Source organism: Streptomyces sp. NPDC005281 (assembly GCF_040607495.1).
Classification (GTDB): Bacteria; Actinomycetota; Actinomycetes; order Streptomycetales; family Streptomycetaceae; genus Streptomyces.
In genome coordinates, this window is the sequence record NZ_JBEXGX010000015.1 from 208,248 (window position 1) to 223,005 (window position 14,758).

A 14,758-nucleotide genomic window follows, 5' to 3' on the forward strand; every position below is an offset into this window, starting at 1 on the left:
TCAGTGGCCGGGCACGTACCCGCGCTGCTTGTCGACCACGTTCGGCAGCGGCCTGCCCGCGGCCCAGCGCTCGTACAACTCCACGAACTGCTCGCCCAGTTCGTCCCTCCAGCCGACCGTGTCCCCGCTCATGTGCGGCGACACGATCAGACCGGGGACGTCCCACAACGGGCTGTCACGGCCGAGCGGTTCGTCCCGGAAGACATCCAGGGCCGCACCCGCGATCCACCGTTTCGACAGCGCCTCGGCGAGCGCCTCCTCCACGACGAGCTGCCCGCGTCCGACATTGATGAAGCGGGCCGAGGGCTGCATCATCCCGAAGCGACGGGCGTCGAACATGCCGCGGGTCTCCGCGGTGAGCGGAGCCGCCGACACCACCCAGTCGGCGCGCGCCATCAGCCGGTCCAGCTCCCCGGGACCGTGGATCCCGGTGCGCGGGATGCGCCCGACCAGCGCCGTGGTGACATCCAGCGCCTTCAGGGTGCGGACGATCGCCCGCCCGATCGGCCCCGACCCCACCACACAGGCCCGGGTCCCGGCCACCCGCTGCGACTCCCGGTGCCGCCACTCGTGCCGCCGTTGCAGGTCCCAGGTCCGCGGCAGATCCTTCGCCATGGTGAGGACCAGAGCGGCGACGTACTCGGCGATCGGCCGTTCGAAGACACCGCGCGCGTTGGTCACCACCGTGTCGGAGCCGGCGAGCTCGGGACACATCAGATGGTCCACGCCCGCACTGGCCGTGTGCACCCAGCGCGGCCGCGGTCCCCCGCCCGGCCAGGCACGGCGTACGGCCTGCGAGGCGAAGTCCCACACGAGCAGCACGTCCGCGTGCGGCAGCCGCTCCGCGAGAGCGGACTCGTCGGTGTGCTCGATCCGTACCCGGCCGGTGAGCCGCCCCAGCCGGGGAAGCGGGTCGGCGTCCAGGACGAGCAGGGTGGGCCGGACCGGGGCGTCCGGTGCGCCGGGGGACGTACGGGCGCTCATCGGAGGAGACCGTTTCGCAATGCGGGTCCGCTTCTCTGGTAGGTCCTGGGGCGAAATGACCGGGAGGCGTGCGGCCGGGCGGGAGCCGGCCCGTCTGAGATGCGCGGATCGACCACGCTCGCACCCGAACCTACCGTCGTCAACACGGGCTCGCATACGGTCCGTTGCCCGCCCGTTCCCCTCTACGAGGCCGGTGCCTGCCATGGACGTTTCCTTTCTCGGCGGTCCACATCCGCAGCGCGGGGTCGGAGTCGTCGCGCCGTCCGACTCCGCCCTCGGCCGCGAACTCTGGCGATGGGTTCCCGACGACGTCTCCCTGCATCTGACCCGCACCCCGGTCGTGCCCGGTCCCGTACCGCGATGTGGCCGACATGGCACGCAGGGCGGCGCGCGGGCCGGCGGACGCCCTCTTCGTCAGCTGCACCAACCTCGCGACGTACGACGTCATCCCCCGGCTGGAGGCCGAACCGCGGATACCGGTGATCTCGGCCAACCAGGTGACGATGTGGGCGGCGCTGCGCCAACTGGGTACCCGAGCGGAGGGCCCTTGTCGGCGGCTGATTGATCCGGCCGCCCGCAGGGGACCCGTACTTCCCGAAGAACAGGAAGGTTGGGCATGACCGCACTCGGATTCCTCTACCCCGGCCACTCGGCCGAGGACGACTACCCGCGCGTCGAGCAGCTGCTCGGCAGCGACGTCCGCCTGACCGTCGTCCACACGGACATGGGGGAGGGCGCCCACGGCGTGGACGCGCTCCTCGAGATGGGCTCGGCACACCGGCTCGCGGCGGGCGTCGGGGAGCTGCGCCTGTCCGGAGCGGAGGCCGTCGTCTGGGCATGCACGAGCGGCAGCTTCGTGTACGGGGTGCAGGGCGCCCACGAGCAGGTCCGCGGCCTCGCCAGGGCGGCCGGTCTGCCCGCCTCCTCGACGTCCTTCGCCTTCGCGCACGCGGCGCGGGAGATCGGGGCGAGGCGGGTGGCGATCGGGGCGACCTACCCCGACGACGTGGCCGCGCTCTTCGCGGAGTTCCTGAAGGGGACCGGCACGGAGACGGTCTCGGTGCGCGGCTCCGGAGTCGTCACCGCCGCCGAGGTCGCTGGCTGGGACTACGACCGGGTCCTCGCGCTGGCCCGCGAGGCGGACCACCCGGACGCCGACGCGGTCCTCCTCCCCGACACGGCCCTGCACACCGCCTCCCACCTCACGGCCCTGGAGAAGGAGCTGGCCAAACCGGTCCTCACCGCCAACCAGGTCACCGTCTGGGAGGCCCTGCGCCTGACCGGCCGCCGGGTGAACGCCCCGGGCCTGGGTTCCCTGTTCACCAGGGAACCGATCATCCAGGCAGAGTAGAGAACCGGCCCCTCGGGCAGGAGACCCAGGCCCTCGGGCAGGAAACCAGACCCAGCCCCTCCGGACGGGGAAGCCCCAGCCCCTCCGGACGGGGAAGCCCCAGCCCCTCCAGGCGGGGAAGCTCCGGCCCCCCGGGCGGGAAAGATCCAGGCCCTCCGGCGTTTGAGGAGCGGAGGTCCGGGGGGCGGAGCCCCCGGGCAGGGGACGGGTAGGGGCGGGGGCGAAGAAATCGGCCCCAGCCCCACCCGGGGGCCGCCGCCCCGCGCCGGGGAGCCGGGGAATAACCGGAGACACCCTCCTGTTCGCACGGCGAGGAGACATCGCGCACGCAACAGGAGGCACCCCCGGTGGACCAGACGGTGGACGAGACGCCCGAGCAGGACGAGATCCGAGGCACGGCACAGGGCACCGCCCCCGTACCCCTGTCCGTACTGGACCTGGTCACCGTGGGCGCCGGCCGCACCGCGACCGACGCCCTCCGCACCGGCGTCGAGATCGCCCGCCTCGCGGAATCCCGGGGCTTCCACCGCTACTGGGTGGCCGAACACCACTCGATGCCCGGCGTGGCCAGCTCCTCGCCCGCGGTGATCCTCGCCCACCTGGCCGCCCACACGGACCGCATCCGCCTGGGCTCCGGCGGAGTGATGCTCCCGAACCACGCTCCGCTGGTCATCGCGGAGCAGTTCGGCACCCTGGAGGCGATGGCCCCGGGCCGCATCGACCTCGGCCTCGGCCGGGCCCCGGGCACGGACGGCGCGACGGCCGCAGCCCTGCGCCGCACCCAGCGGCTGAACGAGGGCGCCGACGACTTCCCCGAACAGCTCGCGGAACTCGTCCGCTTCCTGGACGACGACTTCCCCGACGGCCACCCCTACGCCCGGATCCACGCCGTCCCCGGTCCCGTCCAGGCGACCTCGCCCGGCGGAGTCCAGTCCCCGCACCGGCCCCCGGTCTGGCTGCTCGGCTCCTCCGGCTTCAGCGCCCGCCTCGCCGGAACGCTCGGTCTCCCGTTCGCCTTCGCGCACCACTTCTCGGCGCAGAACACGATCCCGGCGCTCGACCTCTACCGGGAGTCCTTCCGGCCGAGCGCGGTCCTCGACGCCCCGTACGCCCTCATCGGGGTCGCCGCCATCGCCGCGGACGAGGAGCGGGAGGCCCGTCGGCAGGTGCTGGCCGCCGCGCTGAGCATGGTCCGCCTGCGTACCGGGCGCCCCGGTCTCGTGCCGACTCCGGAAGAGGCGGAGGCCTATGAATTCAGCGCGATGGAGCGGGAGTTCGTCGGATCCTGGAACGCCAACGTCATCCACGGCACCGCCGACGAGGTCCGCGCGGGCCTCGACGACCTCCAGAAGCGCACCGGCGCCGACGAGTTGATGATCACGGGCAACGCGCACAGCGGTGACGTGCGGCTGCGCTCGTACGAACTGATCGCGGACGCCTACGGGTTGACCGGGGAGCAGGGCGTTCAGGCCTGAGGGCAGGTCGCCGACATCAGGAGCGCGGAGATGCGTTCCGGCGTCACCGGCCGGGAGTACAGCCAGCCCTGGCCGGTGTCGCAGCCGATCCCGCGCAGCCGTGCCGCCTGCGAGGCGGTCTCCACGCACTCGGCCGTGACCGTCAGGCCGAGCCGGTGGGCGAGCTGGATGAGCGCCTCGACGATGACCTCGTCGGCCGGGTTGGGGTGGGCCGAGGAGCCGTCGGCGTTCTCGTACTGGAAGCCTCGGACGAAGGCGCCGTCCAGCTTCAGCACGGACACCGGGAGCCTGCTCAGGTAGGCGAGGTTCGAGTAGCCGGTGCCGAAGTCGTCGATGGCGATGCGGACCCCCATGTCGCTGAGGGCCTGAAGTGCCTGGAGCGGCCGACCCGCCGACCCCATCACCGCCGACTCCGTCAGCTCCAACTGGAGCAGATGCGGGGCCAGTCCGGTCTCCGCCAGGATCTTCGCCACGTCCGCCACCAGGTCGGAGTCCCAGACCTGACGCACGGCGACGTTGACACTGACGAAGATCGGCGGGGCGTCCGGGCGGTCCAGCTGCCAGCGGCGCGCCTGGCGGCAGGCGGTGGCCAGCACCCAGCGGCCGAGCTGGACGATCGAGCCGTCCTCCTCGGCCAGTCCGATGAACCGGTTGGGTGTCAGCGTCCCGAACCTCGGGTGGTTCCAGCGGACGAGCGCCTCGACCCCGTGCACACCACCGTCCTCCATGCCCACCAACGGCTGGTACTCCAGGGCGAACTCACCCCGCTCGACGGCCGCGCGCAAGGTGGACGACAGGGCCTGGCGGGTCATGCGGTGCGCGTTGCGCTCCGGGTCGAAGAGCGTCCAGCGGCCCTTGCCGTCCGCCTTCGCCCAGTACAGCGTGGTGTCCGCGGCCTGCATCAGACCGGTCGCGGTGGTACCGGCGGCGCGCCGTTCGACGACCCCGATGGACGCCGACAGGGACAGCCGCTGCCCCGACAGGTCGAACGGCGCCCGGAGCGCCTTCAGTACGGACTCGGCGAGGTCCGCGAGCTGGTCGGTGCCCGTGGAGTCGTCGACGAGCAGCGCGAACTCGTCCCCTCCCAGCCGTGCCACCAGGGGAGTGGCCGCCCTCGTGACGCCGGCCTCCTCGGCACAGCGCGTCAGACGCTCCGCGACGGCCGCGAGCAGCCGGTCCCCGACCCGGTGGCCGAGCGTGTCGTTGACCGCCTTGAACCCGTCCAGGTCCAGATAGCAGAGCCCGATCCGGCCGGTGCCGCGCTCCTCGTACGCCTCCGCCTCCAGCGCCGCCGACAGGCGCTCGAAGAACAGTGCCCTGTTGGGCAGCCGGGTCACCGGGTCGTGCATCTGCAAGTGGCGCAGCCGCGCCTGGAGTTCACGCCTCGCGCCGATGTCGGTGACCGAGATCAGGACTGCCTGTTCCTGCGGGGGCAGCGGCGCGATCGTGACCTGCGCCCAGATCACATGGCCGTCGGGGTGCTTGAGCCGACGGGTGCAGCGCAGCCTGGCCTGGCTCCCGGCCAGCATCTCGCGGTACGCGTGCCAGGTGCGGACGTCGGAGGCCAGGTCCACCAGGTCGGCGGCGGGCCGCCCGGCGAACGTGCCCGCCCGGGCGCCGAGCAGGGTGCCCAGTGCCTCGTTGGCGGTGACGACGAGACCCTCACGGTCGACGACGGCCATGGCGAGGGGGGCGGTGGCGAAGGCCGCGTGGAAGGTACGGAGTGACGTTCCGTCGGGGACCGCCATGGGCGCGGACGTCCCGGAAGGCGGCCCCGGCGCCACGGACGGTACGGAGGGGGCGAATGGGCCGGGAGAGGTCCCGGCGGACGTACGAGAAGACGTGTCGACGTGACGTTCTGTGACAGCCGGCCGGACGAGGTCTCCCGCGGGCGCCGGCCCTTCGGACGTTCCGCTCACCGCTCGCTCCCGCAGTGCACTCGTTCTTCGTATGGGTCTCTCGGGGCGGTCGGCCGGTGACGGGCGGCCGCACAAGCCGTGTCGGTGCAGGAAAGTGTGCCGATCATAGAGGCTGCCCGCGAAACGGTGCAGCCACTGTCCAGTGTCCAGGAACAACCAGCTGTTCTGACAGATCGTTTCTGCCTGTTATCCGGACGGTCCTCTCCCGCATCGAGCGCACGTGACGTTCCGTGCATGTCCGGGGGTGTCGGCCCGTCCGCCCTCTCACCCTTCCGGTGCAGACAAACAGCGCGAAATAGTACAAATTCAATCAGGCTGGGTGCGGTGTCCCGAAACCGCATCCGGAGGTCGACGTGCCGCGTCCGCTCGCCCTGAGGGTTCTCGCTCGCGGGGCCCCGCGCGGTCGTGCCCGCGACGGGGCAACCCGCTGGCGCAGCACCGCGGCCGTGTTCACCTCGATGGCGGCGCTCGCCGCGACCTCCCTGGGGCCGGGTCACGCGATCGCCGAACCCCTCGCCTCGCCGTGCGCCCTGACACGGACCGGCGCGCACCACTCGGAGGGCGCCGACACCTGGAACGCCGCCTATGAGCGCCCCACGCGCCCCCTCGACGCCGTCATGGTCTTCCTGTCCTTCCCCGACTCCGCCCCGCGCACCACGCCCGCCGAACTGACGGGCGACTACTTCCCCGCCACCAGCCGCTTCTTCGAGCAGGCCTCGTACGGCAGGTTCACGGTGCGGCCGCATCCCCAGCGCGCCTGGATCCGGATGCCGCACTCCTCCACGTCGTACGCAATACAGCGCGACTGGAACGCCGGTGACCGCTCCGCCTATCTGCGCGACGCCCTCTCGGCGGCCGACCCGAAGGTCGACTTCTCGCGCTACGACGTCGTGTACTTCATCGCGGACCCGGACGCGCCGGGCGTCGACTCGGACGCCACGAAGGTCGTCAACCTGGACACGCCGCTGCGCGCGGACGGCAAGGACATCCGGCGTGTGGTCACGGTCTTCGAGAAGCATCCGCCGGACCGGCTCGTCCTCGCGCACGAGACCGGCCATGTCTTCGACCTGCCCGACCTCTACCACCGTCCCACCGACGGCAAGGGCGACTGGGACACCTATGTGGGTGACTGGGACCTCATGGGCAGCCAGTTCGGCCTCGCCCCGGACCTCTTCGGCTGGCACAAGTGGCGGCTGGGATGGCTGGAATCGCACCAGGTGGCGTGCGTCCTGGGCTCCGGCACCACCCGGCTGACGCTGGAGCCGCTGGAGGCCGGACCCGTAGGACCGGCGGTCGGCTCGGCCGGCGCGAACGCCGGGGGAGCGGCGGGAGCCGGGGTGCCGGCCGGAGCCGGGGTGCCGGTGAGCCGCCCGGCCGCGCCGACGTCGGCTGTGGAGGCCTCGTCGCCTTCTTCGAGCGGGTCGAACGGGTCGAACGGGTCGAGTGAGGCGGCCGGGTCGAGTGAGGTTGCCGCGAGGGGGCCGGCCTGGCAGGGGCCGCGGGTGCCCTCCGGCGGACCGCGGACGGCCCCGCGTGTTCCGGGCGCGCCACGCACGCCGGCGGGCGCGGTGGGTGTGGTGGCTCCGCCCGGCTCGCGGCCCTTCGGGGTGGGCCGGGGCACGAAGCTGGCGGTGGTCCCCACGGGCCCGGACAGCGCGATCGCCCTGGAGGCGCGTGGATCGGGGGGCAACGACGGCTCGACCTGCGAGCAGGGCGTCCTCGTCTACCGGGTCCGCAGCCGGACCGAGTCGGGCAGCGGCCCCATCCAGGTCCTCGACGCCCACCCCCGCACGGAGTCCTGCTGGGAGGACTCGGTGTACCCGCCCCTCGCGGACGCCCCGGTGCGCCTCGGGGAGAGCTTCAAGGTGCCGGGCGCGAACGTCAGGGTGCAGGTGGAGGACCGGACGGCTTCCGGATCCTGGACGGTGAGGATCACGACAGGCTGAGCGGCACCCTCGGCGGCGGCGGAGACCTATCCCCGGGCCCGCGGAAATCAGTGGCAGCGGAGACCTCCCCGGGCCCGCTGACATCAGCGGCGGCGGAGACCTCTCCCCGGGCCCGCGGAATCAGTGGTGGGGGCTCGGTGGTCGCGGAAACGACGAGAGCGGGATGCTCGCGTTTCCGCGAATCATCCCGCTCTCGTTGGCGTGCGCCGCCAGGGACTCGAACCCCGGACCCGCTGATTAAGAGTCAGCTGCTCTAACCAACTGAGCTAGCGGCGCCTGCTGACGTCGTAGACCTTAGCATCCTGATCGGCGCGAGGAAAAATCGATATCCGCACCGCCGCCGACGCCGCCGCGCGGGCCGCCCGTACGGCCGCCCAGAGCAGGATCTCGGGGCCGGGAAGCCAGGGCCGCCGCGTGTCGGGGGCGACCAGCCAGCGGGAATCGGTGCGGGCGGCCTCCGCTCCGCCGCCCCCGGGGTTCAGCGGGGGCACGGTGACCGCGTCCCCCGTGCCGTGGCAGAGCAGCGGCGGCACCTCCCGGCACCGCCCCGCCCGCCCGCCGTGCCTCAGGGCCTCGGAGCCCATGGATTCGCCGGACCCCGCGACACTTCCGGCCCGGGGCTCACCGGACCCCGCGACGGCTCCGGCCCGGGTCTCGCCGGACCCTGCCACGGCTCCGGCTCCGGGGTGTCCGCCGCGCTCCACGGCGCCCTCGCGGCCGGGAGCGGGGCTCGCACCCCACTCCTCCCACTCCATGAGCGAGGGGAGCCGCTGGGCCGTGCCGGGCGCGGCGAACAGCAGGATCCGCCCGCGGTACGCCGCCACCGGACCCGAGCCCGGCCCCTCGTCCCAGAGCCGGTCGAGCATCCGCCGGCCGAAGAGGGCCGAGGCGCTGACGACGTCGAACGCGCTGCCGCAGAGCAGGACGACCGGGGCGTCGGGCCGTTCGCGCCAGAGGGCGAGCGTGCTGCGCGGATACGTTCCCGCCGAGGCGAGCCAGGCGGCGCCCTCGGCCGTGACACCCGAGACGTCCAGCCGTTCGGACGACCTCGCTCCGGGGCTGTGCGGGCTGCTGCTCGGCGGGTTCCGTGTGCTGCTCATGCCGCATACATCTACCGGCGGTGAGCACCCGGATCCGGAGGGTTGCCGGAAACCGGGACAGGCGGGGGTGAGGTGGAGTATCTTGCCCGGCTGGCATATGCCAGAGCGGACGGAGCAAGGCCGGCCGCCCTGGTCCAGGGCACGTGCCTCAGAGCGCGTCGGTCACCCCGTGACCGTGTCCGTTGCCCTCGGCGCCCCGCAGCAGGTCCTGGCCGAACTCGACCATCTTCTTCGCGTAGTCCTCGGTCCACTCGGCCCGCTCGGCGATCGAGGCGGTGGTCAGCCGGTCGAAACGGCGCGGATCGGCGAGCTGCGCGGCGGCGATGGCCTGGAACTCGACGGCCCGGTCGGCGGCGGCGCGGAACGCGTGCGCCAGCTCCGTGGACCGGTCGAGGAGCGCGCGCGGATCGTCGATCGACTCCAGGTCGAAGAAATGCTCCGGATCCCCGGCGGCTTCCGCGGGCTCGAAGAGCAGGGGCGCGGGGCGTAGCCGCGGTTCGTTCCGACGCGGCGTGGGCTCCGCCATGTCTTCTCCTCCTCGTACGGTTCGGGGCCCCTCTCGGTAAAGGGCCACCGTCCATTGTCTCGCGCCCGCGCAAGTGGGCCCGGGGGGCCGAGCGCGCCCCGCGGCCCCTGGACCACGCCGGGTCCAGGGGCCGCGGGAGCGCGACTCAGGTCCGCCAGGCCACCCGGTGCTCCGCCAGATGCGACAGCACCGAATGATTGGCCTCCCAGCCATCCGGAAACTTCACGGTCACTCCCAGCTGTACGGGCTCGGTCGACGGGTGGTCGTCCAGCAACTCCGTGATTCCTTCCCGGCAGATCACGATGCACGCGTGCCGGTGCCGGGAAGCGAGCACGCACAGACGTCCGGTCTCCAGATGGAAGGCCGTGGCGTCGGGCCGGCCCGACAGCGGGTGCAGGACGACCGTGACGTCGAACTCCCGTCCCTGGAGCCGGTTCGCGGTGTCCACGGTGACGTCCGTGACGCCGAGACCGGACAGTGCCGCCCGTACGGCCGCGGCCTGGTCGCGGTGTGCCGTGCCGACGGCGATGCGGTCGGCCGTCAGCGGCACCGGATCCTCCGCCCGCTCCGACGTGGCCGCGCCACCCCGGTCCAGCAGCCGCCGTACGACCCCGGCCACCGCGTGGACGGCCTCCGGGTCCGTACGGGGAGTGTGCCGGGCCGGCAGCTCCAGCAGACCCCAACCGGACTCGGCCGCCTCGTCGATGACCCGGTCGGTGCCCGAACCGTCCGACGCGACACCGAAGTTCAGCTTCCGGTCGCCGTGACCCGTGCCGCTGCGGAACGGTGTGTACGGGTAGAAGGCGGCCGAGACCAGGGGCGCGGCCGACGCGGGAAGCCGCCAGGACACCGGCAGCCGGTGCTGCGGCAGCTGCGGATTGTGCGCGAGCAGTGTGCTCACCGCGGACGCGGACGGATCGTAGGACAGTCCCGCCCACTGCTCCGAGCCGACGATCGCGAACGGGTCCAACTGCCCGGGATCGCCCACGAACAGCGCCCGCTCGAAGAGACCGGCGACGGCGAGGAGCGCGTCCGAGCGCATCTGGTACGCCTCGTCGACGATCGCGTGCCGCCACGGCTCGACGCCCTTGACGTGGGCCCACTTCGCGGCGGTCGAGACGACGACGTCCAGGCCCGCCATGTCGGCCGCCTTCGTGGACTTGCGGACCTGGTCCAGGCCGTCGAGAGCCTTGTCGTACGGGTCGGAGTCGCTGCTGTGCAGCCGTCCCACGGGCAGGTCGGGCGCCTTCTCCGCAAGCCGCAGCACCAGGTCGTCGACCTGGGCGTTCGTCTGCGCGATGACCATCAACGGGCGCCCGGCGGAGGCCAGTTCGAGAGCGGCGCGGACGACCAGGGTCGACTTGCCGGCGCCCGGCGGGGAGTCGACCACGACACCGCGGTCGGTGCCGTGCAGGGTGTCGCGCAGGATCGCGTCGGTGGCGCGGGCGGCCTCGGCGCCCGGGTCGAAGACGGCGGTCACAGGACGTCCTCCGCGGTCACCGGGTCCGGCAGCGGCAGGGCGTCGGGCTCACCCGGCGGCCCTCCGTGCGTCCACGGCGTCTCCTCGGCGTCGGGCAGCTTGGCGCCGCCGCGCTGCTCGTGCTCGAAGAGGGTGAAGCAGACGAGGTCCCCCTTCTCCGGCACGGACCCGGCCTCGGGTTCCTTGCCGCGCCCCATCTTGTCGACGATCCGCAGCACCAGGGAGCCCTCGTCGTCGAGCCCCACGAACTCCGCGGCCTGCGGCTTCCCGCCGAGCGAGCGGTACACCTTGGCCCGTTCCCCCAGGTGCGGGTGGTCGTCCGTCCGGACGGTCACCAGGGGGCGGGGGCTCGGCCGCTTGCCTTCGCTGTACGCCATCACGACCTCGCCGACCTCCCCGGCGAACGCCTCACCCGCGAGCCGCCGGCCGGCCATGACCAGCGGGTCGTCGAGGGCCTCCTGAGCGTCCAGCCTGGCCTGCTCCCGCTCGCGGGTGGCCAGCTTGTTCGCGGCGGTGACCGCGTCGTCGCGGCGCGGCTGCGGCGGCTCGCCGGCCACGACCCGGTCGCGGTGCCCGGTGAACGACCAGCGGTCGCGGGTCCACCGGTCGACGGCGTGCGCCCCTTCCGGCAGCGTCCGCAGCAGGTCGAGCCCGCGCCAGACCGCGTCCCAGGTGGGCCGGGTGACGCTCTCGACCAGTTCGCGGATCTTCCGCTCCGCCGCGGTGAGTTCACCGAGCCGGTCGTCCGCCTCGATCCCGTCCTCGGCGGCCGCCAGCGCCGTACGCGCGCGGTCGTAGCGTTCGATCGCCGGGGCCAGCAGCTGATTGTCGAAGGCGGGGTCCGTGGCCGGTCCGGCGGGCGGGCAGACGAGCTGCCCGCGCGCGTCCCGCTGGAGTTCGGCCCGCACCGCGGCCTCCGCGCCCGGCTCGCCCTCCGGTGGATCGAGCCAGGCGAGCAGCGCGCCGAGATGCTGGTCCTCCAGGCTGCTCTGCCCGGTGGCCCAGTGCCGGGACAGCACGTCGGTGAGGGCGAGGAGCAGGGCGGAGCCGGGCACCCGGGCGCGCTCTCCGAAGTGGGTCAGCCAGCGGCCGGACAGCGGGACGCGGGGAGGCGCCGGATGCGGTGTCTCGGGGTCCTGCTCGGCGGTGCGGCGAAAGCGGGTGGAGCGCCCGAGGAGGCGGATGAACTCGATTCCGGCCCGGCCCGGAACGATCAGCTGCGGCGCGTCCGCGCACAGTTCGACCTCGACCTTGACGCGCTTGCCCGTCTCCGGGTCGGTCTCGCTGCGCTCGGCCGCCTCGACCACGTCCGCGTACGTGTCGATGTACGGCAGTACGACGTCCGCCAGTTCGGCGAGGAAGGCGAAGCGCAGGTCGCGGTCGCGGGGCTGCGGCACGACCAGCAGCCGGGGTGCGTCCCGGTCCGTGCCGACGAGCGCGCCGAGCGGGGCTCCCGCCTCGCCCGCCGTGGTGAGCGGCACGAACACCAGTGGCCGTTCGGTGAGATGGCGGTGGAGCACGGTCGCGGCGGGCTGCGCACGGCCGCTCTCGACGGCCTTCAGCCGGGCGAGGGTGGTGATCAGCGACATGCGCCCGCCTCCAGACCGTCCGGGGCACCGGTCTCCGGCAGTTCGGCTTTCGCCAGGGAGACGCCGGGGACCGGCGTCCCGGGCACGTCGGCGGGCGTCCGGGGCGCGCCGGCCCCCGGTGGCGGGGAGCCGGGCGCGGGCACGACGGGTGCGAGGTCCTCCGGCACGCGGGCCCGCGCCGCCGCGACCGGGACCAGGGTCTCCCCGGCCCGGGCGTGGGTCGGTGCCGCGCTGCCGCGCAGGGCCTCCGCCCGCAACAGGGCCGCTCTGCGCAGGGCCGCGACGGCCGGGTCCCCGGGGTCGCCCGCCTCCCCGTGGGCCGCGGCCAGGACGTCCGGGACGGTCGTCAGCGCGCCCAGCTCCGCGCGCAGCGAGCGGCCGAGCGAGGTCACAGCCCCCTCGGCACGCGACCGGGCCCGGCAGTGGAAGGCCAGTTCGCAGGCGGCCAGGCACTCGGGTGCGTAGGTCGCGGGGACCGCCTCGACGGCCGTGATCAGTTCCTCGGCCGGAAGGCCGGGGGAGAAGCAGACACCCTCGGGCAGGGCTGCGGCGATGTCCTCGACCCGGGTGAGCCGGGCGAGCTGCCGGCGGGTGACCGCGCGCTGCTTGCGCACGTCGACGGCCGAGGCCGCCGGGAGGTTGGAGAAGTCCTTCGGGCAGACCAGCAGGACACGGTGGTGGACCCGGGGAGCGGGATCGAGGCGGGCCGCGACCTCCTCCAGGGCCAGGACGTACACGGCGGACTGCCGGGCGGCGGCGCCCACCTTGGCGGGGTCGGCCGAACCGTCCAGCATCGGGAACGACTTGATCTCGACGACCGTCCAGCCGCCGTCGGGGTGCACGACCACGGCGTCGGGCTCCAGGAAGGCGGGGGAGCCCGCGACGTCCAGGGCGAGCATGGGGTGGTCGAGCAGGGTCCAGGCGCCGGTCCCGGTGGCCTCCCGCAACGCCAGTTCCGTACGTGCCGTGCGTCCCTCGGGGCCGATCGCGGTCAGGTCGGGCACGGCACCCGCGCCGGGCGGCTCGGCGCCGGGGTCCAGCCGCTCGTGCACCAGCCGCAGCAGCTCGGCGCCGCCGTCGGCCTTGACCCGCGCCTCGAACGCGTTGCCCCGCATGAAGGCGAACTGCGACATCCCGAACGCCGACGGCGCGCCGAGCGCGTCGGCCAGCTTCGCCTTGTCGACGCCCACACCGTCCAGCAGGGCGCGCCGGTCGCACCCGGGGTTCGCGGCCAGCGCCGCGAGGGCGCGCGCGTCCAGAGCCTTCGGTGCCGTGTCCGGACCGCGCAGCTCAGCGAGCTGCTGTCGCAGCGCTGTCCCCCGCGTCCGTGGGAGAGGCACCCGGCTCGGCTCCCGGCCCGGTACGGGACTCGCGCTGTCGGGGAATTCGTTCACCCGGGGAAGTCTGGCACCCCGCACTGACAATTGCGGAACCCGCGTCCCGGGAGGCACCCGGGACCCATGGGGCGCGGGCCTTCAGCAGCGTACGCAGCCGGTTCGCCGCCCGCATCACGAACGGGGTCAGCAGCAGGCCGGCCCCCATCACCGCGACGCCCGCGACGGCGTCCAGGAAGTAGTGGTTGGCCGTGCCCATCACGACGATGGTGGTGAACAGCGGATAGACGACGGCGGCGACCTTGGCCGCGGGAGTACGGCCGTGGCGCCACAGCATCACTCCGCACCACAGCGCCCAGCCCACGTGCAGGCTCGGCATCGCCGCGTACTGGTTCGTCATCCCGCCCATACCGCGCGGGGCGCTCGCCTCGCCGCCCCACCAGCCGTAACCGCTGTACTGGGCCATCGTGTCGACGAAGCCGTGCTCCGGCGACAGCAGCCGGGGCGGGCAGGTCGGCAGCAGGGTGAAGCCGATCAGGCCGATGAACGTGGAGGTCATCAGCCAGGTGCGGGCCGCGCGGTAGCGCACGGTCCGGGAGCGGAACAGCCATATCAGGATCGCGGGCGTCACCACGTAGTGCAGCGAGGCGTACCAGAAGTCGGCGGGTATCCCCAGCCAGGCCTCCCGCGTGAACAGCCGGTTCAGCGGATGTTCGGCGTTGAGGTGGAGGAACTTCTCGACGCGCAGTATCTCCAGGCCGTGGTCCGTCGCTCCGCCGGTGTCGCTCCGGGCGAGGAGCCGGCCCGCCGTGTAAGCCGCGTACACGAGCAGGATCAGCGGGACCTCGGTCCACCAGCGGGGGCGGCCCTGCGACGCGGCGGAACCGCCGAGCGCGGTCCACCGGCCCGACCGGGCGCGCGGTGCCGCTTCGGTACGCGGTGCCTCGGTCTGCGGCATCCGATCGCCCTCCCCCATCTGCTCGTGCCCATCTGCTCGTGGTGACCAGGCATTCCGTGGCCACCCCGGGATTTTACGGTGTGGGCGAATGCCCCG

The 14,758-nt window shown here is 73.4% G+C and carries 11 protein-coding genes, 1 tRNA gene and 1 pseudogene; 4 read left to right on the plus strand and 9 right to left on the minus strand.

Annotation, left to right across the window (positions count from 1 at the left end):
• Positions 1–984 (minus strand): D-2-hydroxyacid dehydrogenase, encoded by a 984-nt coding sequence (locus ABZV42_RS22385; RefSeq protein WP_356053245.1) that lies wholly within the window; start codon positions 982–984, stop codon positions 1–3.
• A 202-nt stretch (positions 985–1,186) separates the two neighbouring features.
• Between ABZV42_RS22385 and ABZV42_RS22390 the strand changes: the two are divergent.
• From ABZV42_RS22390 to ABZV42_RS22400, 3 genes and pseudogenes are all read left to right on the plus strand, one after another.
• Positions 1,187–1,604: pseudogene (locus ABZV42_RS22390) on the plus strand (hypothetical protein).
• Positions 1,601–2,335 carry a decarboxylase gene (locus ABZV42_RS22395; RefSeq protein WP_355980817.1) on the plus strand — a complete coding sequence of 245 codons (735 nt, stop codon included), beginning with the start codon at positions 1,601–1,603 and terminating at the stop codon, positions 2,333–2,335. The pseudogene ABZV42_RS22390 and the gene ABZV42_RS22395 overlap by 4 nt, the downstream one beginning before the upstream one ends.
• 347 nt (positions 2,336–2,682) lie before the next feature.
• Entirely contained in the window at positions 2,683–3,810 is a 1,128-nt protein-coding gene (locus ABZV42_RS22400) for an LLM class flavin-dependent oxidoreductase (RefSeq protein WP_355980820.1), read from the plus strand.
• Here the strand turns inward: ABZV42_RS22400 and ABZV42_RS22405 are convergent.
• Positions 3,801–5,729 carry an EAL domain-containing protein gene (locus tag ABZV42_RS22405; protein WP_355980823.1) on the minus strand — a complete coding sequence of 643 codons (1,929 nt, stop codon included), beginning with the start codon at positions 5,727–5,729 and terminating at the stop codon, positions 3,801–3,803. The two genes, ABZV42_RS22400 and ABZV42_RS22405, sit on opposite strands and share 10 nt — an antisense overlap.
• A gap of 353 nt (positions 5,730–6,082) precedes the next feature.
• On the opposite strand from ABZV42_RS22405, the gene ABZV42_RS22410 reads away from it, so the two are divergent.
• Positions 6,083–7,675: a M6 family metalloprotease domain-containing protein gene (locus ABZV42_RS22410; RefSeq protein WP_355980826.1), complete on the plus strand. Its 1,593-nt coding sequence runs from the start codon at positions 6,083–6,085 to the stop codon at positions 7,673–7,675.
• A 202-nt stretch (positions 7,676–7,877) separates the two neighbouring features.
• On the opposite strand, the gene ABZV42_RS22415 is transcribed toward ABZV42_RS22410, so the two are convergent.
• The 7 genes from ABZV42_RS22415 to ABZV42_RS22445 form a co-directional block, all read right to left on the minus strand.
• Positions 7,878–7,951 (minus strand) — tRNA-Lys (locus ABZV42_RS22415).
• Positions 7,942–8,775, minus strand: a complete 834-nt coding sequence (locus tag ABZV42_RS22420; RefSeq protein ID WP_356053247.1) for a hypothetical protein — start codon at positions 8,773–8,775, stop codon at positions 7,942–7,944. The genes ABZV42_RS22415 and ABZV42_RS22420 overlap by 10 nt, the downstream gene beginning before the upstream one ends.
• Before the next feature lie 148 nt (positions 8,776–8,923).
• A complete protein-coding gene (locus ABZV42_RS22425) occupies positions 8,924–9,301 on the minus strand; it encodes a hypothetical protein (protein WP_355980832.1) in 378 nt (125 codons plus the stop codon).
• Positions 9,302–9,446: 145 nt separating this feature from the next.
• On the minus strand, positions 9,447–10,781 hold the full coding sequence (locus tag ABZV42_RS22430; protein ID WP_355980835.1) for an AAA family ATPase: 1,335 nt from the start codon (positions 10,779–10,781) through the stop codon (positions 9,447–9,449).
• Positions 10,778–12,370 carry a hypothetical protein gene (locus ABZV42_RS22435; protein WP_356053249.1) on the minus strand — a complete coding sequence of 531 codons (1,593 nt, stop codon included), beginning with the start codon at positions 12,368–12,370 and terminating at the stop codon, positions 10,778–10,780. Before ABZV42_RS22435 ends, ABZV42_RS22430 begins: the two co-directional genes overlap by 4 nt.
• Positions 12,361–13,710 (minus strand): hypothetical protein, encoded by a 1,350-nt coding sequence (locus ABZV42_RS22440; protein WP_356053251.1) that lies wholly within the window; start codon positions 13,708–13,710, stop codon positions 12,361–12,363. Before ABZV42_RS22440 ends, ABZV42_RS22435 begins: the two co-directional genes overlap by 10 nt.
• The gene (locus ABZV42_RS22445) at positions 13,661–14,662 is read right to left on the minus strand and encodes a phosphatase PAP2 family protein (RefSeq protein WP_356053253.1); all 1,002 of its coding nucleotides are present in this window, start codon (positions 14,660–14,662) and stop codon (positions 13,661–13,663) included. The genes ABZV42_RS22440 and ABZV42_RS22445 overlap by 50 nt, the downstream gene beginning before the upstream one ends.
• Positions 14,663–14,758 lie beyond the last annotated feature (96 nt).

Bases quoted from the DNA above. Each gene is read 5' to 3' on its own strand.
- ABZV42_RS22385 (WP_356053245.1), bottom strand. From the start codon at position 984: ATGAGCGCCCGTACGTCCCCCGGCGCACCGGACGCCCCGGTCCGGCCC.
- ABZV42_RS22395 (WP_355980817.1), top strand. From the start codon at position 1,601: ATGACCGCACTCGGATTCCTCTACCCCGGCCACTCGGCCGAGGACGAC.
- ABZV42_RS22420 (WP_356053247.1), bottom strand. From the start codon at position 8,775: ATGAGCAGCACACGGAACCCGCCGAGCAGCAGCCCGCACAGCCCCGGA.
- ABZV42_RS22425 (WP_355980832.1), bottom strand. From the start codon at position 9,301: ATGGCGGAGCCCACGCCGCGTCGGAACGAACCGCGGCTACGCCCCGCG.
- ABZV42_RS22435 (WP_356053249.1), bottom strand. From the start codon at position 12,370: ATGTCGCTGATCACCACCCTCGCCCGGCTGAAGGCCGTCGAGAGCGGC.
- ABZV42_RS22445 (WP_356053253.1), bottom strand. From the start codon at position 14,662: ATGCCGCAGACCGAGGCACCGCGTACCGAAGCGGCACCGCGCGCCCGG.